General features: G+C 47.9%; 18 protein-coding genes and 2 pseudogenes. 11 read left to right on the top strand and 9 right to left on the bottom strand.

The window, feature by feature from the left end; translation table 11 throughout:
- The first annotated feature begins 18 nt into the window (after window positions 1-18).
- On the top strand, window positions 19-807 hold the full coding sequence (locus ACRQU7_RS15345) for an SDR family NAD(P)-dependent oxidoreductase (protein ID WP_444641641.1): 789 nt from the start codon (window positions 19-21) through the stop codon (window positions 805-807).
- A gap of 57 nt (window positions 808-864) precedes the next feature.
- Here ACRQU7_RS15345 and ACRQU7_RS15340 read toward each other — a convergent pair.
- The 5 genes and pseudogenes from ACRQU7_RS15340 to ACRQU7_RS15320 all read right to left on the bottom strand — a co-directional run.
- Window positions 865-1,071: pseudogene (locus tag ACRQU7_RS15340) on the bottom strand (manganese catalase family protein); the annotation flags it as partial.
- Between the two features lie 20 nt (window positions 1,072-1,091).
- The gene (locus tag ACRQU7_RS15335) at window positions 1,092-2,645 is read right to left on the bottom strand and encodes a recombinase family protein (protein WP_444641640.1); all 1,554 of its coding nucleotides are present in this window, start codon (window positions 2,643-2,645) and stop codon (window positions 1,092-1,094) included.
- 74 nt (window positions 2,646-2,719) lie between these two features.
- Entirely contained in the window at window positions 2,720-2,866 is a 147-nt protein-coding gene (locus tag ACRQU7_RS15330) for a hypothetical protein (RefSeq protein WP_444641639.1), read from the bottom strand.
- A gap of 156 nt (window positions 2,867-3,022) precedes the next feature.
- Window positions 3,023-3,298: a hypothetical protein gene (locus tag ACRQU7_RS15325; RefSeq protein ID WP_444641638.1), complete on the bottom strand. Its 276-nt coding sequence runs from the start codon at window positions 3,296-3,298 to the stop codon at window positions 3,023-3,025.
- Window positions 3,299-3,778: 480 nt separating this feature from the next.
- Complete coding sequence (locus tag ACRQU7_RS15320) at window positions 3,779-4,303, bottom strand: DUF6100 family protein (protein ID WP_444641637.1); 525 nt, start codon at window positions 4,301-4,303, stop codon at window positions 3,779-3,781.
- 696 nt (window positions 4,304-4,999) lie between these two features.
- On the opposite strand from ACRQU7_RS15320, the gene ACRQU7_RS15315 reads away from it, so the two are divergent.
- The 9 genes from ACRQU7_RS15315 to ACRQU7_RS15275 are packed head-to-tail and all read left to right on the top strand — an operon-like array spanning window position 5,000 to window position 13,603.
- A complete protein-coding gene (locus ACRQU7_RS15315; RefSeq protein WP_038325594.1) occupies window positions 5,000-5,308 on the top strand; it encodes a hypothetical protein in 309 nt (102 codons plus the stop codon).
- Window positions 5,309-5,338: 30 nt separating this feature from the next.
- Window positions 5,339-7,357 (top strand): V-type ATP synthase subunit I, encoded by a 2,019-nt coding sequence (locus tag ACRQU7_RS15310; RefSeq protein ID WP_444641636.1) that lies wholly within the window; start codon window positions 5,339-5,341, stop codon window positions 7,355-7,357.
- The gene (locus tag ACRQU7_RS15305) at window positions 7,350-7,832 is read left to right on the top strand and encodes a V-type ATP synthase subunit K (RefSeq protein WP_038325591.1); all 483 of its coding nucleotides are present in this window, start codon (window positions 7,350-7,352) and stop codon (window positions 7,830-7,832) included. Before ACRQU7_RS15310 ends, ACRQU7_RS15305 begins: the two co-directional genes overlap by 8 nt.
- Before the next feature lie 15 nt (window positions 7,833-7,847).
- A complete protein-coding gene (locus tag ACRQU7_RS15300) occupies window positions 7,848-8,441 on the top strand; it encodes a V-type ATP synthase subunit E (protein WP_444641635.1) in 594 nt (197 codons plus the stop codon).
- 20 nt (window positions 8,442-8,461) lie between these two features.
- Window positions 8,462-9,433, top strand: a complete 972-nt coding sequence (locus ACRQU7_RS15295) for a V-type ATPase subunit (RefSeq protein WP_444641634.1) — start codon at window positions 8,462-8,464, stop codon at window positions 9,431-9,433.
- On the top strand, window positions 9,426-9,761 hold the full coding sequence (locus ACRQU7_RS15290) for a V-type ATP synthase subunit F (RefSeq protein WP_038325586.1): 336 nt from the start codon (window positions 9,426-9,428) through the stop codon (window positions 9,759-9,761). The genes ACRQU7_RS15295 and ACRQU7_RS15290 overlap by 8 nt, the downstream gene beginning before the upstream one ends.
- Window positions 9,762-9,765: 4 nt before the next feature.
- Window positions 9,766-11,535 carry a V-type ATP synthase subunit A gene (locus ACRQU7_RS15285; protein WP_444641633.1) on the top strand — a complete coding sequence of 590 codons (1,770 nt, stop codon included), beginning with the start codon at window positions 9,766-9,768 and terminating at the stop codon, window positions 11,533-11,535.
- Window positions 11,535-12,905, top strand: a complete 1,371-nt coding sequence (locus ACRQU7_RS15280; protein ID WP_038325583.1) for a V-type ATP synthase subunit B — start codon at window positions 11,535-11,537, stop codon at window positions 12,903-12,905. The genes ACRQU7_RS15285 and ACRQU7_RS15280 overlap by 1 nt, the downstream gene beginning before the upstream one ends.
- A 35-nt stretch (window positions 12,906-12,940) precedes the next feature.
- The gene (locus ACRQU7_RS15275) at window positions 12,941-13,603 is read left to right on the top strand and encodes a V-type ATP synthase subunit D (RefSeq protein ID WP_444641632.1); all 663 of its coding nucleotides are present in this window, start codon (window positions 12,941-12,943) and stop codon (window positions 13,601-13,603) included.
- Between the two features lie 753 nt (window positions 13,604-14,356).
- Here the strand turns inward: ACRQU7_RS15275 and ACRQU7_RS15270 are convergent.
- Window positions 14,357-14,593: pseudogene (locus tag ACRQU7_RS15270) on the bottom strand (NAD(P)-dependent oxidoreductase); the annotation flags it as partial.
- Window positions 14,594-14,877: 284 nt separating this feature from the next.
- Entirely contained in the window at window positions 14,878-15,873 is a 996-nt protein-coding gene (locus tag ACRQU7_RS15265) for a D-alanyl-D-alanine carboxypeptidase family protein (RefSeq protein WP_444641631.1), read from the bottom strand.
- Window positions 15,874-16,112: 239 nt separating this feature from the next.
- On the opposite strand from ACRQU7_RS15265, the gene ACRQU7_RS15260 reads away from it, so the two are divergent.
- On the top strand, window positions 16,113-16,841 hold the full coding sequence (locus ACRQU7_RS15260; protein ID WP_444641630.1) for a VanZ family protein: 729 nt from the start codon (window positions 16,113-16,115) through the stop codon (window positions 16,839-16,841).
- Between the two features lie 136 nt (window positions 16,842-16,977).
- On the opposite strand, the gene ACRQU7_RS15255 is transcribed toward ACRQU7_RS15260, so the two are convergent.
- Both ACRQU7_RS15255 and vanR read right to left on the bottom strand, forming a co-directional pair.
- On the bottom strand, window positions 16,978-18,111 hold the full coding sequence (locus ACRQU7_RS15255; RefSeq protein WP_444641629.1) for a sensor histidine kinase: 1,134 nt from the start codon (window positions 18,109-18,111) through the stop codon (window positions 16,978-16,980).
- Window positions 18,089-18,787, bottom strand: coding sequence for a VanR-ABDEGLN family response regulator transcription factor (vanR, locus tag ACRQU7_RS15250; protein ID WP_038326344.1), 699 nt, complete (start codon window positions 18,785-18,787; stop codon window positions 18,089-18,091). The genes ACRQU7_RS15255 and vanR overlap by 23 nt, the downstream gene beginning before the upstream one ends.
- Between the last annotated feature and the right edge of the window lie 437 nt (window positions 18,788-19,224).

Here is a 19,224-nt window from a genome sequence, read left to right as displayed (position 1 = left end):
AAAGGAAAGTGCGTTATTGTGGATTTAGAGTTAAAGGACAAAGTGGTTATGATTACCGGCTCAACCGGAGGAGTAGGAGAAGCTTTGACCAAAGCATTCGCTTCGGAGGGCTGTAAACTGGCCATTTCTTCGACTAAACAGGAAAAATTGGATAAGCTTGTTCCTTCGCTGAACCTTCCGGCAGATCATCTGCTCACGTTTGTGGTAGATGTTACAAAGGAAGAACAGGTTCAGGCAATGGTCGAGAAAACAATTAAGACCTTCGGCGGTTTGGATGTTCAGGTTAACAACGCTGGATTTGAAGGACGCAATGCCCCGATTACCGAGCAAACCTATGATGATTTCATGAAGGTTTATAACATTAATGTGTTCGGCCCAATGTATGGTATGAAATATGCGGTGCGGCAAATGATTAAGCAGAAAAGCGGCTCTATCGTAAATATTGCTTCTAACGGAAGCTTTGTAGGGGCTTCCGGTATGTCTCCTTATGTTTCATCCAAACATGCTGTAGCGGGACTTTCCAAATGTGTGGCACTGGAGACTGCCGCAAGCAATATTCGTGTGAACTGTATTTGTCCGGGAGCGATCGATACCCCGATGATGCGTTCCATTGAGAAGAAGTTTTTAGGAGAGAAGGTTTCTGTAGAAGAAGCGAAAAAGGCTTTCAGCGGAGCTTATCCGGACGGACGGTATGCTAACCCCGAAGAGGTTGCCGACCTTGCAGTGTACCTTGCTTCAGCACGTTCGGGACACATTACAGGCGCTTGTATCAGGCAGGATGGAGGACTGGAAGCAACATCGAGATAACACAAAATAGCCCTCCCGGCATTCAGACTGCTGGGAGGGCTATTATCATACCTGAATTTATTTTCTTGTATCAAATGCCGGATTGAAAGCATAAAAATTCTTTGAATCAAGCTGATCGGTAATGATACGCAGGCCTTCACCGAAGCGTTGGTAATGAACCACTTCCCGCTGACGCAGGAACTTAATCGGGTCACGGACGTCCGGGTCGTCGGCAAAGCGCAGGATATTGTCATATGTGGTGCGCGCTTTCTGCTCTGCTGCAATCCTATAAAAACAACTTTGCGCTAAAAGTTCCAATGAATTTCAATAGGAACATTCTTTGTACCGAGAATTCGTTTGCCGATTGATATGTAATCGATCAATGTATCAACGATCTCCCTGCTGAGGTGTTCGAGGCTGGTGTATTGCTCGATCAATTGCCGACGGTTATCGCCCGTTTCCATTTTTTGATCAATTTCCGATATCTGCCTTTGGCCGTCAGCCACAACATGCTCCAACCGCTCTTTCTCGGCGGTAAAGCTCTTTGAATATTCCACGAAATCGCTTTCTGTAATAATGCCCCTCACTCTGTCCATATACAGATCACGAATTCCTTTTGTATACTCTGCAATCTTTTTCTCATAGATTGCAATATCGGCAAGGATACGGGATTTTTGCTCCTGCAAATGATCACAAAACTTTATCTGCTGCGATAATTCGTCCTTGTCAAGATATTCTGCTGCCAAACGATTCAGCTCAGCAATGACAGTTTGCTCCAATTTGTCAACGGAAATAAAAGAGCCAGTACAAGCATCTTTTGCTACGTGGCGGTTTGAACACTGCAAGTAGTGTTTCCCACGATTTTTAGAGGAACGCATCATATAACCACAATTCGCGCACCGGGCTTTTCGTGCAAACAGTCCGATTGTACCTACATCAAATGGCTTCGCTCTTTGTGCAATCAGGGCTTGCGCTTTATCCCAAAGTTCCATTTCTATAATTGGCTCATGCGTTCCTTCAACCCTATACCAATCTCTCTTCGACCGCGGCTTGTTTTGCTTGGTTTTGTAGGACACGCTGCCATATTTCCCCTGTACCATATTACCGATATAGATTTCGTTTGTCAGCATATCTGAGATAGCAAAATATTTCCAAAGAGTACTGTTTTTCATTTTGGGCTGATGATAACGCAACCCATGTAAACGCTTGTATTCCGTCGGATTGGGTATGCCCCTGTCATTGAGCATACGAGCGATGGCTGTTTTACCGTACCCCTGCGAGAAAAGAACGAAAACTTCCCTGACCACGGCAGCAGCTTCCTCATCAATGATGAGGTGTCCCTTCTGCTCCGGGTCTTTTTGATACCCATAGAGAGCAAAAGCACCAATATGAAAACCATTTTTTCGTCTGTTAGTCAAAACACTGCGGATATTGTCAGACATATCCTCCAGATACCACTCATTTACAAGCCCGTTGATTTGCCGGGATTTCTTATTCCCTTTATTAGCGGTATCCGCATTATCGACTATGCTTACAAAACGAATACCCCAAACAGGGAATAACCCATGGATGTATTTTTCGACTAATTCCAATTCGCGGGTAAATCGTGATTGCGTTTTACAAAGGATAATATCAAATTTATGTTGCTGAGCGTCCTCTAATAAGTGATTAAACTCCGGACGTTTTCTATCCGCACCTGTGTAATCGTCATCGCTGTAAATGTGATAGATTTCCCACCCCTTTTCCATAGCGTATTGAATCAACATGGACTTCTGATTCTGGATGCTTTCGCTGTCGTCAGTTTCAGCATGCTTGTTTCTATCTTCTTCTGATAAGCGGCAATATATAGCTGTTTTCATACATTCATATCTCCATAGAGATAGAACAAGCCATTTCCTAATTTTATTATATCATATAGCAAATGGCTTGCATATTACCGTTTACCGATTGCTATCCTTTTATTTTTTTCAATTTGATTGATAATCTCAATCCACTTTTGTGTGAATTGTTCTTTTAATGTCGTGTTTTCGCCGCTTTTGAAAACATTTTTGCAAGTTACTTGCATTTCCTTTTTTTTCATTTTATCACCATGCCTTTCGATAAAACTTATGTCAATTTGCTTGTACGATATGCTACAGTATGGTTACTGGTTTCTAAGACATTTTTTACGAGTATTTTAATTGCTTTCATGGGTTATCATGTACCAATCTGCATATTCTTAACGCTCGCCTATGGTTTACCATGAGTTAGATAACGCCTTGGTGCGCATTTCGGACTTGTATTCCCATTTCATCAGGGCGTCGCCGGTATTGTAGGTCACAAAAGCATCCTGCTCAGTCAGCAGAATTCCAACCGCTCTTGCACCCCGGATTTTGGCAAACTCACCGCTTACCTTTTTCATTTCACGATAATTGTAATAGGCTGCATGTTCGACTGTAAGCGGCTGTGTACGGCTGCATCCCTCCGGATAAAAAACATCCGGCTTTCCATCCAGAAAAATGGACACCAGCATTCTTCATTGTTACCGTAGTTTCAGCAATGCGGTGAAGACGCAGCCTTCGAGTCACTTCGCTTTTAATTAGGTTGGTATCGGTGTTGCCGGTAAGATAGAACGAGAACCGGCTGTGATTATCCGCCAACAGCAATGACTTAGCCTTTGCGGTCAGCCTGTGTCCCCGCAGCTGATCCTTATAGCAGGTGCGAAGTAAACGCCTGTCACGCAGAGATGTCAGGAGCTTTTCGCCGTAGCTTGCACTCCCAATCAGCCTGTGGACTGACTGGCGGGCAGTTCTCCCGATACAGCGACGAGACTGAGGAGCAGGTACGTCTGCGTGTCCCTTTCCAGTGCGGTAATAGTCGTCACCTCCTTTAAAATCTACCGTATCGACTGAAATCCGGGGTAAAAAAGCCTCGGTAAAATCAGGCAAAAAACCTGATATACCGGGACTTTCAACCCGTCTTAAGCATATCGGAAAATTCTTGCCAGAAAGCTTCAAAAATCCGATATGGCTTGCACCTGATTTTGACGCTTAGCGAGCCATTCCGGAAAGCAGTCCTTTCGCATGATGAAAATGCATGTGCAGTCTGCTTCGCCCAGTTCAGTGGTGTTGTAGACATCACAGAGCCGCCCGGAATCATCCTCCAGAAGAAAGACGCCAATCACGTCCAAAGCCTGTTTCAGTTCCACATTGCCATAATCCCGGATGCGGCGGGATGGCAGGTCTCTGCAGTAAACGTTGACGAAGCAAACAACGCATTCCCTGAATTTCTCTGGAGTATGCCGGTCAGCATAGTCGCTTAGGGCAAAGTACAGGGGATCAATGAGAAGATCCGAGCTTTGCCACTGTTTGCGTTTGAGCATTAGGCTTGAAAAAGTGATTTTCACGATCCCATTGTTTTCCTCAATGCTGGTACCGTGTATCTGTGCAACAGATTGCATATACTCCGCTTTTTTAATGCTGGTGGCTGTGTATAAGAGATGCCGCAGACGGCAGATGATTCGTTCACTGTATATCAATCTGTACGTATTAATTATGTATAAAAAGAGTAATTCTTTCGATTATGCGTATTAACTGCGTGTTACATCCGCATTAGATTTCTTGCTGAGCTTTCTTGCGCTTAACCAGTTTCCGGCGGTCAGTAGTGACTAATTTCTTCTCCAAGTCGTGCCTTAAACTCTACAGTTTATTGTTATTGTTTGTCCGAAAACATAAAAGCAGCACTCGGCAAATTGCTGCTAAGTGCTGCTTCCGAGGCGGGAAAAAACCGCCGTGCGATAAAAACACCTCATTTAAAAGGTGCCTTTATTCCCGCATTCAGTTTTAGATAAATCTTTGAGCATGTTTAGTATAACATGTGGGGATTTACATGTAAATCGCAAAACTCTGCCACTTTCATTTCTTTTCACGCCATTTTACCGCCATCAGGGGAATCGGAGAAAATTTCTCCAAAACCTCCATACAGGCTTTCTAAAGTAGAGCCATAAAAATGCCGAGCTCGTAAACACCGATTCAAACTTTTGGGGTGCAGTTCACTGCCAGGGAGTAACTATTATAATATTTTTTGTTAATTTACCTTTAAATCCGGGTATTCCGCATTGATATACTATTCATTTTCGTTTATTATAAATCTTAATGAAATCTTTATATGTTTTTTCTTTTTTTGTAAACTGAGAATATCAGGTGATGAAGACGCTTAATTTGGGGGTGATATTTTGGCTAATCAGGCGGTAGAAACCATTCGTCAGGCCGAGCGTAAGTCTCAGGAACTTGAGCAGCAGACTGCTCTTAGGGTGGAGGAAGTCATCCGCTCTGCGAAAGAACGGGCTTCGGCTTTGACAGAAAAAGCCGTGTCCCGGGCACGGGAACAGGCGAAAGTGGAATTGGAGAATGCCCATCGGCAGGAAACGGACGTGTTCCGGCAGGCTCTTGAACAGGCCGAACAGGAGATCGCCGCTCTGCGCGAAACGGTCAGAGAGAGGGAGGCACAGACGGTACAGACTGTTTTGGCGGAGTTGATCTGATTTTATTTTCATAAAAGGAGGGATTGCATTATGGCTGTGGTGCCCATGCAGCGAATAGAATTGTGCGCTCTGAAAAAAGATCGTAAAAAAATACTGGAAATGCTGCAGCGGCGTGGAATCGTTGAAGTAAGCAACGGGCCGGACGAAGACGATGTCTTCCGGAAAACGGATACCGCTCCGGCCCGGGCGACACTGGAAAAGGGAATTTCGGCTTCTCGGGAGGCGTTAAGCATTCTGAACCGTTATTCGCCAGAGTCAAAACCTCTGCTTTCTGCTTTGGAAGGCAGGCAGGTAACGACGGTTGAACATTATGACTCTTTTGCGAAGCAGCGCGAATCCATGCTTCAGCTCGCGTACCGGCTGAATGTCCTTTCGGGGGAAGTCGAAGAAAATCAGGCGGAAATTCCGAAGCTGAAAATTCAGATGGAGGCGCTTGCTCCCTGGGAGAGTTTCGATCTGCCGCTGAATTTTTTCGGGACGGGCAAAACAACCGCTTTTGTCGGGGTTTTGCCGCCCGGGCTGGAGCAGGAGGTTTTGGAGGAACAGCTCAGTGATTCGGGGGCGGATACCGTTTCCGTGGAAATCGTAAGCAGCTCTCCGGAGCAGACGTGCGTGATGGCCCTCTGTCTGCGTGCCGACGCGCGTTCGGTAGAAGACCGGCTGCGGGATTTGGGGTATGCAAAGCCCGCCGTTGTCCCGGCCGTACCGCCCGCGGAACAGATCAAAAAGCTTCGGGGCAATATTGAAGAGCTGGCGCAAAAAATCAAGAAAGCACAGGACGAAATCAGGAGCCATGATGGCGCGCGGGAAGATCTGAAATTCATGCTGGACTACTATACCATGCGGCTTGAGAAATATGAAGTCATCAGCAGGTTGAACCAATCGCGGCGGACCTTTTGCCTGAAGGGCTATTTGCCAAAGCGGGAAACCGGCGCGCTGGAAGAGGAACTGGCCGCGAATTTTCCCGTTACAGTCGCTTTTACAGACCCCTCCGAAGGGGAGGATGTTCCGGTTCTGCTGAGCAACAACGGCTTTGCCGCGCCGGTCGAGTCGGTGGTGGAAAGCTACAGCCTGCCCGGCGCCGGTGAGGCCGACCCGACGGCGGTCATGTCTATCTTTTACTATTTGCTTTTCGGCATGATGCTTTCCGACGCCGCCTACGGAGCTCTTCTGACCGTTATCTGTGGAATTTGTCTTCTGCACTTCAAAAATATGGAGAGAAGCATGCGGAATACGCTGAAAATGTTCTTCTTCTGCGGGATCTCCACCGTCTTCTGGGGCGTGATGTTCGGCAGCTATTTCGGTGATGTGGTGGATGTGGTCTCCAAAACGTTTTTCGGAACCCATCTGACGATCCCGCCGCTGTGGTTCGCGCCGCTGAACCAGCCGATGCGGATGCTGATGTTCTGCTTTGTCGTTGGTCTGGTTCATTTGTTTACGGGCCTCGCTATGAATTTCTATCAGCTGGTGAGCGCCGGAAAATACAAAGATGCTCTTTATGACGTCGTATTTTGGTACTTACTTCTGATCAGTTTGATTATTCTTCTTCTGGGTCAGAAGATGTTTGCAGATATCGCGGGTGCTTCTGTCGCGATCCCGTCGCTGCTGAACAGCGTGGCCTCTTATACCGCGGTCGCGGCTGCAGTCGGTATTATCCTGACTGGCGGACGGGAGTCCCGGAACTGGTTCAAACGTATTCTCAAAGGTCTGTACAGCCTCTATAACATTACGGGTTATCTGAGCGATGTATTGTCCTACTCCCGTTTGCTTGCGCTCGGCCTTGCCACCGGAGTCATCGCCACCGTCATCAATCAGATGGGAAGCATGGTCGGAGGAAACGCGGTCGGTGCGGTGGTATTTGTAATCATCTTCCTTTTAGGTCACACAATGAATATCGGGATCAATCTGCTTGGCGCCTACGTCCATACCAACCGCCTGCAGTTTGTGGAGTTTTTCGGGAAATTTTATTCCGGCGGAGGCCGGAAGTTTCATCCGTTCGCTGTAAATACTCAATATTTCAAATTCAGGGAGGATCATAAAAATGGATAAAATGGGGATTGCTTTTGCACTGCTTGGTGCAGTTTTGGGTGCTTTGATGGCTGGCGTCGGTTCCGCACGCGGTGTCGGTCTGGCAGGAGAAGCCGCCGCCGGTGTTGTCACGGAGGACCCCGGCAAATTCGGCAAAGTCCTTGTCCTGCAGCTTCTTCCGGGTACACAGGGCATTTACGGCCTTCTGGTAGCGTTTATTACTCTTTCCCAAATCGGCGTTCTGGGCGGCAATGCAGACATATCGCTCACAAAGGGGCTTCTTTATTTCCTTGCCTGTATGCCTATCGCTGTTGTGGGTTACTGGTCCGCGCTGCGGCAGGCCCGCGCCGCGGTCGCCAGCATCGGCCTGGTTGCAAAACGCCCGGACCAGTTCGGTAAAGCCATGATTTTTCCGGCGATGGTAGAGACATATGCCATTCTTGCGCTGCTGGTCTCCATTCTTGCGGTTTTCGGGATCGGCGGAATTAATGTTTGATGGGAGAACTTGTCAATGACAGGATTAGAGAAAATCGTTCAGGAGATTCTGGACGAAGCGGAATCCGCCGCCGGGCAGGCCGTCTCCGCGGCGGAGCGGGAAGCGGCCGGCATTGAGGAAGAAGCTGGGAAATCGTCCGGTCGGCAGGCCGAAGAGATCATCCGGAGCTCCAAAGAGGCCGCCGTGGAAATTCTGAAACGGGCACAGTCTTCGGCGGAACTGAAAAAACGGCAGAAGGTGCTGCAGGCTAAACAGGAAATGATCCGTGACGTTATCGGAAGGGTTCGTCAGACCCTGTCCGAGCTGCCGGATGATTCCTATTTCGATGTGATTCTGAAGGTAGCCGCCAAAGCCGCCCTGCCGCAGGAGGGAGAAATGATCCTTTCTCCGGAGGATCACAGCAGGGTACCGGAGGGCTTTGCCCAACGCCTGGAAGAAACGGCAAGGGCTAGGAGTGGTTCCTTGAAAATTTCCGAAGAAACCCGCAGTTTAAGCGGAGGATTTATATTGGTTTACGGTGGTGTTGAGGAGAACTGTTCCTTCGACGCCTTATTTGAAGCGGAGCACGAGCGGCTGACCGACCGGGTCAATGAGCTGCTGTTCCGCTGAAAGCAAAGGAGGGAGATCTGATGTCCGACACGCAGTACGCTTATGCGGTGGCGCGTATTCGATCAAAGGAACTTTCTTTGCTGAACGCACAGGCAATGGAGCAGCTTCTTTCCGCCAAAGACGAGGAAGAGTGCCTTTCACTGCTCCACAGCAGGGGCTGGGGGGACGCGAAAAGCTACGACAGCCCGGAAAAGATGCTGGAGGCGGAGCGGGAAAAGACATGGGCCCTGTTAAAGGAGTTGCTGGATGACCTGTCCGATTTTTCGGTGTTTTTCTGTGCGAACGATTACCATAACCTGAAAGCCGCCATCAAGGCTGTGTATTCAGGTACGGATCCGCAGGGGATTTTTCAAAGCGGCGGAACGGTGGAAACACAAACGGTCCTGCAGGCTGTCAGGGAGCGCGACTATTCGCTTTTGCCGGAACCGATGCGCGTCCCGGCACAGGAAGCTTTTGATGCGCTTCTTCACATCGGCGACGGCCAGCTATGCGATTTTATTCTGGACAGGGCGGCTCTTCTGGCTGTGAAAAGCGCGGGAGAAGCTTCCGAAAACGAGCTTATCCGCGAATACGCGGAGCTGACGGTCGCCGCCGCGGATATTAAAGTCGCCGCGCGCGCCTGCGCTACCGGAAAACCGTTTCCGGTGATTCTTCGCGCTCTGGCGCCGTGTGATTCCGTGAATATCGAGGAGCTTGCACAGGCCGCCGCGCAGGGAGAAGAGAAGCTTTATCAATACCTGCGCTCCACCCCCTATGCGCAGGCGGAGGACGCGCTTCGGGAATCGGTATCCGCGTTTGAACGTTGGTGTGACAACCGGATCATGCGGGCGATCCGCCCACAGAAATACAACCCGCTCACCATAGGGCCGCTTGCGGCTTATTTCCTCGCACGGGAAAACGAAATCCGTGTGGTGCGCATTGTTTTGTCCGGCAAGCGGAATCAGTTGCCGGAGCAATCCGTGCGGGAAAGGCTGAGGGAAATGTATGTATAAGATTGCAGTAATGGGCGACCGCGACAGCGTTTACGGTTTCGCGGCCCTTGGACTTGACGTTTACCCGGAGGCGGAATCCGTACAGGCTGCGAAAACTCTGCGCAGGCTGGCGGAAAGCGGTTACGCGGTCATTTATATAACAGAAGCGCTGGCCGCCGCGCTGAAACCGGAAGTCGACCGGTACCGCGCGCAGCGTGTGCCCGCGATTATTTTGATTCCCGGCGTTTCGGGAAATACGGGAGCCGGAATGGCGCATGTCCGCAAATCGGTGGAACAGGCTGTTGGTTCCGATATTATCTTTAACGATGAAAACGAAAAGAGCAGGTGACAATATGAGTAAAGGGACAATCCGGAAAGTCGCCGGGCCACTGGTCATTGCGGAGGGAATGCGCGACGCCAACATGTTCGACGTTGTGCGTGTCAGCGATCAGCGGCTGATCGGCGAGATTATAGAAATCCATGGGGACCGTGCCTCCGTACAGGTTTACGAGGAGACCTCCGGTCTGGGGCCGGGAGAACCGGTCGAATCCACCGGGGCCCCGCTGAGCGTGGAGCTTGGGCCTGGACTGATCGGCAGCATTTTCGACGGGATCCAGCGCCCGCTGGACGATATTATGAAGGCTTCCGGCAACAACCTGCATCGCGGTGTGGAAATTCCAGCGCTCAAGCGCGATGTGGAGTGGCACTTTGTTCCCTGCGTTTCCGCGGGGGACGAAGTAGCAGCCGGGGATGTTCTGGGTACCGTGCAGGAAACGGAAATCGTGGTACACAGGATTATGGTTCCCAACGGTGTGAGCGGAACCGTTTCCGGTATTTCAGAAGGCGATTTTACCGTAACGGGTTCCATTGCGGTCATACGCTCCGCCGACGGAGAGGAACATAGGGTGCCGCTTATGCAGAAATGGCCGGTCCGCGTAGGCAGGCCGTATCTGGAAAAGCTGTCCCCCGAAATGCCGCTCGTTACCGGACAGCGCGTGATCGACACGCTGTTTCCCATTGCAAAAGGCGGTGTGGCGGCGGTTCCCGGCCCGTTCGGCAGCGGGAAAACCGTTGTGCAGCATCAGCTGGCCAAGTGGGCGGAAGCAGATATCGTTGTCTACATCGGCTGCGGGGAGCGCGGAAACGAAATGACGGACGTTTTAAATGAGTTTCCCGAGCTGAAGGACCCGAAAACGGGTTATTCGCTAATGAAGCGCACCGTCCTGATCGCAAACACCTCCGATATGCCGGTTGCCGCCCGTGAAGCTTCTATTTATACAGGTATTACGATCGCGGAGTATTTCAGGGACATGGGATATTCCGTGGCGCTGATGGCGGACTCCACCTCACGCTGGGCGGAAGCGCTCCGTGAAATGTCCGGACGTCTGGAAGAGATGCCCGGCGAAGAAGGCTACCCAGCTTATCTGGGCAGCCGTCTGGCGCAGTTCTACGAGCGGGCGGGCCGGGTACGCTCGCTTGGCCACACCCCGAGAGAGGGCGCGCTTTCGGTCATCGGAGCCGTTTCGCCTCCCGGAGGCGATATTTCTGAACCGGTTTCCCAGGCAACGCTCCGTATCGTCAAGGTGTTCTGGAGCCTTGATTCCGCTCTGGCATACCGCAGGCATTTCCCGGCGGTCAATTGGCTGACCAGCTATTCCCTTTATGTGGATACAATGGAAAAGTGGTTTAACTCCCATGTGCATCCCGATTGGATGGAGCAGCGAAGCCGGATCATGCGTCTGCTTCAGGAAGAGGCTGAGCTGCAGGAAATTGTAAAGCTGGTCGGTATGGACGCCCTTTCCGCGCCGGACCGCTTAAAGCTGGAGGCCGCCCGTTCCATCCGTGAGGATTTTCTGCATCAGGACGCCTTCCATGAGGTGGACACTTACACGCCGCTGGAAAAGCAGTACACCATGATGAAATTGGTGCTCGAATATTATCAGGAAGCCGTGGAGGCGCTGGCGCGGGGTGTTTCCGCCGACAAACTGGTCTCTATGGCGGTGCGCGAGCGGATCGGCCGCTTTAAATATATTCCCGCCGACCGCATGGAGCAGGAATACCAGGATATTCTGCAGGTTATGCACAAAGAAATCCAAAGCCTTGAACAGAAGGAGGAGTACTGATGCCGAAGGAATACAGAACCATACAGGAAGTGGCCGGCCCTCTGATGCTGGTACAGGGCGTGGAAAATGTAAACTACAACGAGCTGGGTGAAATCGAGCTTGCCAACGGGGAAAAGCGCCGCTGCAAGGTGCTGGAAATAGACGGCGGAAACGCGTTGGTACAGCTGTTTGAAAGCTCGACCGGCATCAACCTGAGCAACAGCCGCGTGCGCTTTCTGGGCCGCAGCATGGAACTGGGAGTATCGCAGGATATGCTCAGCCGTGTATTCGACGGCCTTGGCCGTCCTATCGACGGGGGACCGGAAATACTGCCGGATCGCCGTATGGATATTAACGGGCTTCCCATGAATCCCGCCGCGCGCAATTACCCGCAGGAATTTATTCAGACCGGGGTTTCCGCCATCGACGGGTTGAATACGCTCGTACGCGGGCAAAAGCTGCCGATCTTTTCGGCCAGCGGTTTGCCTCACGCAAATCTGGCCGCCCAGATCGCCCGTCAAGCGAAGGTGCGCGGTACTTCGGAACCCTTTGCCGTTGTGTTTGCGGCCATGGGTATCACCTTTGAAGAATCCAACTTCTTTATTGAGAGCTTCCGGGAAACGGGCGCGATCGACCGTGCGGTATTGTTTGTAAACCTTGCGAACGACCCCGCTGTCGAACGCATCGCGACCCCCAGAATGGCCCTTACCGCCGCGGAATACCTTGCTTTTGAAAAAGATATGCACGTCCTGGTCATTCTGACCGATATTACCAACTATGCGGACGCCCTACGCGAGGTCTCCGCCGCGCGGAAGGAAGTCCCCGGCAGACGAGGGTATCCCGGATATATGTACACCGATCTTGCCTCGCTTTATGAGCGGGCTGGCAGACAGAAGGGAAAACCCGGCAGCATTACGCTGATTCCGATTCTGACCATGCCGGAAGATGATAAGACGCACCCCATCCCGGACCTTACCGGGTACATTACGGAAGGGCAGATCATCCTCAGCCGCGAGCTGTACCGCAAGGGTGTTACACCGCCGATCGACGTTCTGCCGTCGCTTTCCCGACTGAAGGACAAAGGAATCGGCGAAGGAAAGACACGCGCCGACCACGCAAACACCATGAATCAGCTGTTCGCCGCCTATGCGCGCGGAAAAGAAGCAAAGGAGCTCATGGTTATTCTGGGCGAAGCCGCCCTGACTGACATTGACCGGCTTTACGCGAAGTTCTCCGACGAATTTGAGAAGGAATATGTGTCCCAGGGGTATCAGGCCAACCGGGATATTGAGGAGACGCTTGCCATCGGCTGGAGGCTGCTCTCCATCCTTCCCCGCAGCGAGTTGAAGAGAATTAAAGATGAATTTCTGGATCAATACTACGGGAAGTAACCGTCCGGAAAACACTTGCAAAGGAGGGCTCACTTTTGGCAACTGTTCATGTGAATCCAACGCGAATGGAACTGACCCGTTTGAAAAAGAAGCTGGTCACGGCGCTGCGCGGGCACAAGCTTTTGAAAGACAAACGAGATGAACTGATGCGCCGTTTTCTTGACCTTGTTCGGGAGAACAAAGCGCTTCGGGAAAAAGTGGAACAGGGGATTGCGGTGGCCAACCGGAATTTTGTGCTGGCGCGGTCCGTCATGTCTGATGAAATTCTGAACGTGGCGCTGATGACGCCCAAACAGGAGGTCACCCTGGAACTGGAAACCCAAAATGTGATGAGTGTGGAAATTCCGAAATATCACTACAAAACAAGGACATCCGACGCGAATGACATTTATTCCTACGGGTACGCCTTTACTTCTGGTGATCTTGATTCGGCGGTAAAATCCCTGTCCGATCTGCTGCCGGATATGCTCCGGCTGGCGGAATGTGAGAAAGCCTGCCAACTGCTCGCGGCGGAAATCGAGAAGACCAGGCGCCGAGTCAACGCCCTTGAGCATGTAATGATTCCGGAAATGCAGGACAACATCCGCTATATTACGATGAAGCTGGACGAAAACGAGCGCAGTACCCAAATACGCCTGATGAAGGTCAAGGACATGATGCTGGAACAGGCACATCACTACAAAGAAAAGCTTGGATAGGAAGCATATTAAGGTCTTTTACAAACAAAGTGATAAAATTGATGAGATTCATGCGCATTCAGACTTTCTCTGAATGCGCATGAATACTTCATTGCAACAATAAGCTTTTAACGCCCTTATAATTTAGGACTCAGAATTGCCTTTCAAAATTGCAATTAAGATCCACTTCATAACGCCCGGCCGCATGTGAGCAACCTATATGAAGAATAGATTTGACATAAAAACCCCTCCAGATTCGCAAGTTTGTATGGATCTGTATTGATTGATGTATAGAAATAAAATCGTATTGAGATTCCGGCTTTTCCCCCTCTTTTTACAGGCGCATCCACAATCTGCGATATTGTTCCGAATTATGAGAAAAAGCGATTTTCTACATCAGACAGGGCCTGAAGGATATTGATAATCAAAGTATTCCTGGAAGCCTTTGCAATGGTAAAATGCAGCTTTATATCCAGAAGGATGTTTGCTTCTATCACATGCTCCAGTTCCGCCACGCTTGCCGAGAGGTCGCCTGCCTGCCTCCCGTTCCGAGATATTGTCCATGGAAAGCAGCAGAGCCTGAAGCTCCAGAGAGCGACGAAGTTGACTGATCTGCTTATGATCGATCTGACCCAGCAGAAACATCATAAACATGGTTTCCACCAGATTGTACTCAAAATTACCGGTCAGATAATTTCCCGCCCCTTGCTGACTGGTGATGACACCCATGATATCCAGAGTCCTGATCGCCTCCCGCACCGAATTACGGCTGATGCCGCTTTCCAACGCTGGAATAAGAGCCTCGGTATCAATAAGTGAACCGCGTCCGGTATTGATAATCAACGCGCCGTGCTTCATCTGCCCGATATGCCGACGATTCAGAAGATGGTTTGTATCTGCATGCCAGTTCAACGTTAACTTCAGATATCGCTGCATCCGTGATCCTCGGCATAACGTCAAATCGAGGCGCCATCTCCCGGAACAAAACGGCCTCGTCCTGCCCGCATCCATAAATTGTAATTTCCGCTTTAGCCATGATTGAGATTTATCCTTTTATATTTCTTCTTTGCTTTTATCGTATACTATTTCAAATTAGTCCGCGCCCCCTTTCAGGAATAGAAAAGTCTGCCCGATTCGGCAATTCTATCTACCGAAATCAGGCAGGCAATATTGGAATTTGCTCTTATCAAACCCTTAATGTTTTCTTATGAAATTCTTATTCTTTTATTGTTCCTGAAATATAAAAATCCCGCCTGTCATATGGGGTATCTGTTTTCAAAAGGAGAGAACGCTTTTTAATTTAAATTTTTATACACTTCATATGCGTCGTCAATGTTGTATTGCTCGGTCTTGTGGTCCCCCTTGGCTCCGGCAGTTACAAGAATGTATTCCTTTCCATCAATTTGAGCGAGACTGGCGAGGCAAAGCCCGGCCTCATCGGTATACCCCGTTTTCCCACCGAGAATCTCTCCGCCCCGAAGCGTCTGATCCTTCAGGCTTTGAGACAGGGTGCTTGTAAACGTAATGCCGTCCGGGTGTTTATTGGTGGCTGTTGTTGAATGGCGGGAAGAAGTGAAGATTTCCCTGAATGTTTTATTTTGGAGTGCATAAACGAGAAGAAGCGATAGATCTTTCACAGTTGTGTAGTGGTTTTCGTTTTGCAGCCCGGTCGAGTTGGCAAAATGGGTGTTGTTCATGCCGAGCTGTTCTGCTTTCTGATTCATTTTTTTTACAAAGTTTTGTTCTGAACCGGAAATTTTATCCGCAAGTCCCACACAGCACTCCGCTCCGCTCGGCAGCATAGCGCCGTACAGAAGATCGATGGCCCGGACTTTTTCTCCGGGCTGAAACCCCGCCATAGAAGCATCGGCTTTATAAAACGGCTGGAAAATGGAGGAAGAGAGTTCGATCTTCTTTTGCAGATCCGGAATATTTTCGATGGCCGCAACAACTGTCATCATTTTAGTCAGCGAAGCGGGATAAATCCTTTTGTCACTCTGCTTCTGCATCAGCATGGCTTTGTCGCTCATCCGGACAAGAATCGCGCAAGGGCTGTGCAGGTTTCCCGTGTCGATAGAGACAGGTGTGTCGGATCTTTGCGGTATCAAAGTAAGGGGCGAACTGGAAGCAACGGAATGAACAGAAGAAACGCTCTTTTTTGTTATATTGTTCATAACGGACAGTCCAAATTTAAATGCCAGGACAAGAACAATTGCGATCAAAACAACGAACAGGCAACCGGATTTTTTCTTTCTGTAATGCAACGGTAAAACAGCTCCTTGGTTTTTCATTACCTCTATTCAACTATAAATTCGTCTGGAATGTTGGAATTCTGTCTTATGAATTTCTTAAGATTTTCTTACGGCTGGGAGCTTTACTGTGACATTTATGTTATTTACGACACTACTGCAACTTAATAGTGTAATAAAACTTATTATGGAGAAAATCACAATATCTTAAGGTTTTATTAAGACATTTCTTTTTTAAATAACCTATAATAAACAAGTTAATTATAACGGAGGTGAATTTAGTGATCATTAGGATTTTAATGTTTATTATAGTGTCGATTACATGGTTTATTAGTACTTTGCCATTCTTGATTCCATACCATATACTACTGACCTCTCAAATCAAAAAGATGGGCTATAAACTGTCAATTGAACATATTGTAGTCGTATATATTTTTGTGGACTACCTTACTGGTGTACTAAGTTTTACTGGTATTCCTTCCATAATGGATATTGTTCATAACAGCTTTGGAATAATAACCCCCAAGGGGTTGAATTTTCCATCGGATGAGATTAATCTGATTCCATTTTTTTGGATTACAGAGGGTATTCGCCCATACATAGAAAATATATTGCTTTTTATACCTCTTGGATTTATGCTTCCATGTATTTGGAAAAAGTATGAAGTGCTATGGAAAACAGCATTATCCGGTATTACATTCTCTCTTATAATAGAATTGAGTCAATTGTTCAATAGAAGAGTAACGGATATTGATGATTTACTGATGAATACGCTCGGAACGTTAATCGGATGGGTAATTTTTAGGCTGCTGAAAGAACATTTATCAAAATTACAGGAGAAGGTTTCTGTCCAAAGTACCAATATCGAAAAAATTCCCTTGCTCCTTCGTGAAGAGGAACGCTTTTATATGGCCAGCGCATTCGCCGGTATATTCTTTGTGTTTTACCCGTTTTTAAGATCTTTGTTGATCCCATTTTTAAGATCTATATTTGGGTATGTAATTATTTAGTACAATTTATTACAAAAGGACAAGCTATCTGACTTAAGTGGATAACTTGTCCTTTCTTTGTGTTATGTACTTTCCAAGCATAAGTGCAACCAGTGGCTTCCACTCTCGCTAAAGCTCGGCGCAAGCCGGGTTTTCTTTACTTTCGTGGAAGCATGACAGTAAAGACTGTCTTTTCTGTATTACTTTGCACGAAAATATTGCCTCCATGCGCGTTTATGATTTCTTTGGCAATAGCCAGTCCAAGCCCGGCACCGCCAGTATTGGTAGAACGGGATGTGTCCAGCCGAAAAAATTTCTCAAATATCGTTTCCTGTTTTTCTCGCGGGATAGGATTACCTTGATTCGTAAAAGTTATAATAACATTTTTATCCTGCTGCTGAGCGGAGATATCAATGACGCTGTTTTCATAGCTATAGGCTATCGCATTTTTCAGAATGTTGTTGAACACACGGGCCAGCTTGTCTGCATCACCCCACAGAGTGAGCCCGTCAGGCACATTGACTGACACCTGCTTTCCTTGTGGAGTCAGCGTTGGATAGAATTCATCTGCCATCTGCTGGAGCATGAACAGTAAATTCATTTTTTCTTTATTCAAAATAATTTTTTGAATATTAAATCTTGTGATCTCAAAAAACTCATTTATAAGCTGCTCTAATCGATAAGCTTTTTCCAAGGTAATACCGACATATTTTGCCTTTTGTTCAGGAGGCATATCAGGAGCTTCATCCAGAAGACTTAAGTATCCAATAACGGAGGTCAGAGGCGTCTTTATATCATGAGCCAAGTAAACTACCAAATCATTTTTGCGCTGCTCGGCATCAACCACGGCTTTCTTTTGTTTTTCCAAGTTATTTTTTATCTGATTAAGTTTATTTTCCATAAAATCCAATTCCGGCGATAATGTAATTTCTTCATCGGATTCCTCAGCAAGTTTATCCACTCCGGCACTGACTTCATCGAAATATTTTGTAAACCAAGAAACAGGAAATCGAAAAAGAATGACTAAGAATATTAGAATTACAACAAAAAGAATCATGTCCATATTGTTGCGGATCACCAACTGATAGATTGTCAGTGCATCCGAATTTTTAAAATGAAAAGCGTTGACTAAAAATCGAACGATACGATCTCCGATCTGTCCATTCAGGATATAACGCAATAGATAAACAGTCACAGCGGCGGCAACTGTGATCAGAAGCATTTGCAAAAATACTTTTCTTTTTAGGTTTGTGTAATTATACTTTTTGTTATTTTTCAATTTTATAGCCAACCCCCCATACAGTTTTGATATATTTGGAATGTTCTGCGCTGTCGTGCATTTTTTCCCTTAAATGTCTGATATGAACCATGACGGTGTTGTTGCTGTTGCTGTAGTATTTTTCGCCCCAGACTTCCCGGAACAATTCTTCTGAACTGACTACCCGTCCGCAATTGGAACAAAGGGCCCAAAGAATGGAAAATTCAGTTGGTGTGAGAGACAGCGGCTTTTCGTTGAGCGTACATTCATGCGTATCCTGATTTAAAACCAATCCAGAAAATGAAAGGATGGACTCTTCCTTTACCGACTCACTTGCATTGTATCGGGTAAACCTTCGAAGCTGCGCTTTTACTCGGGCGACAAGTTCCAGAGGCTGAAATGGTTTTGTCACATAATCGTCTGCTCCGAGCGTCAGGCCGGTGATTTTATCCACTTCTTCCTCTTTTGCAGTCAGCATAATAACGGGAAAATTGTGTTTCTCGCGAATCTTCCGGCAGAGGGCAAACCCGTCAATGTCCGGCAGCATTACGTCGAGAATCGCAAGGTCAATCTGTTCTGATTCCACGCTCCGGAGGGCGTCCTCACCGTTATAGAATTTATGCACGGTAAATCCTTCATTTTTTAAGTATACCTCTACCAAATCGGCTATGGCCTGCTCATCGTCTACGACCAAAATATCAGTGCCCATACGGTTCATCGCTCCTTTTTGCCAAACTTCCATGACTAATCATAAGGCAAAGGACAAAAGGGAGTCCTTTTATTTTCCTTATGAAAGTCTTAAGATTTTATGAAGATGTTTTACATCATTGGACTTTTCTATTCACAATATATACGGAAATTGTGGAAAAAGCAATTATGCCGGCAATTCAGAGTGGTCAACGGAGAGAAATCTATGAAAAAGAAAACGGACAGAAAATAGGCCTCGTGGGACCCACGAGGCCTATTTTCTGCTAAGTAATTATGTCCACAAGAGTCTTGGCACTGTCAAGGCCTTGGCACAAATTGAGTTTTCAAATTCTGTAAAAGTTCCTCAGTACGATCAGGTCGGTATTGGACTTGATCATCCAGGGCGAACTCCTGTCAAGAAATCACCTACATTTCTGTCATGGCGCTGGAGACATTTAG

This window comes from Caproiciproducens puteiluti (assembly GCF_052442865.1).
Taxonomy (GTDB): domain Bacteria; phylum Bacillota; class Clostridia; order Oscillospirales; family Acutalibacteraceae; genus Caproiciproducens.
The sequence above is the reverse complement of the archived record's forward strand: the minus strand, read 5'-3'. Positions and strand labels throughout refer to the sequence as shown.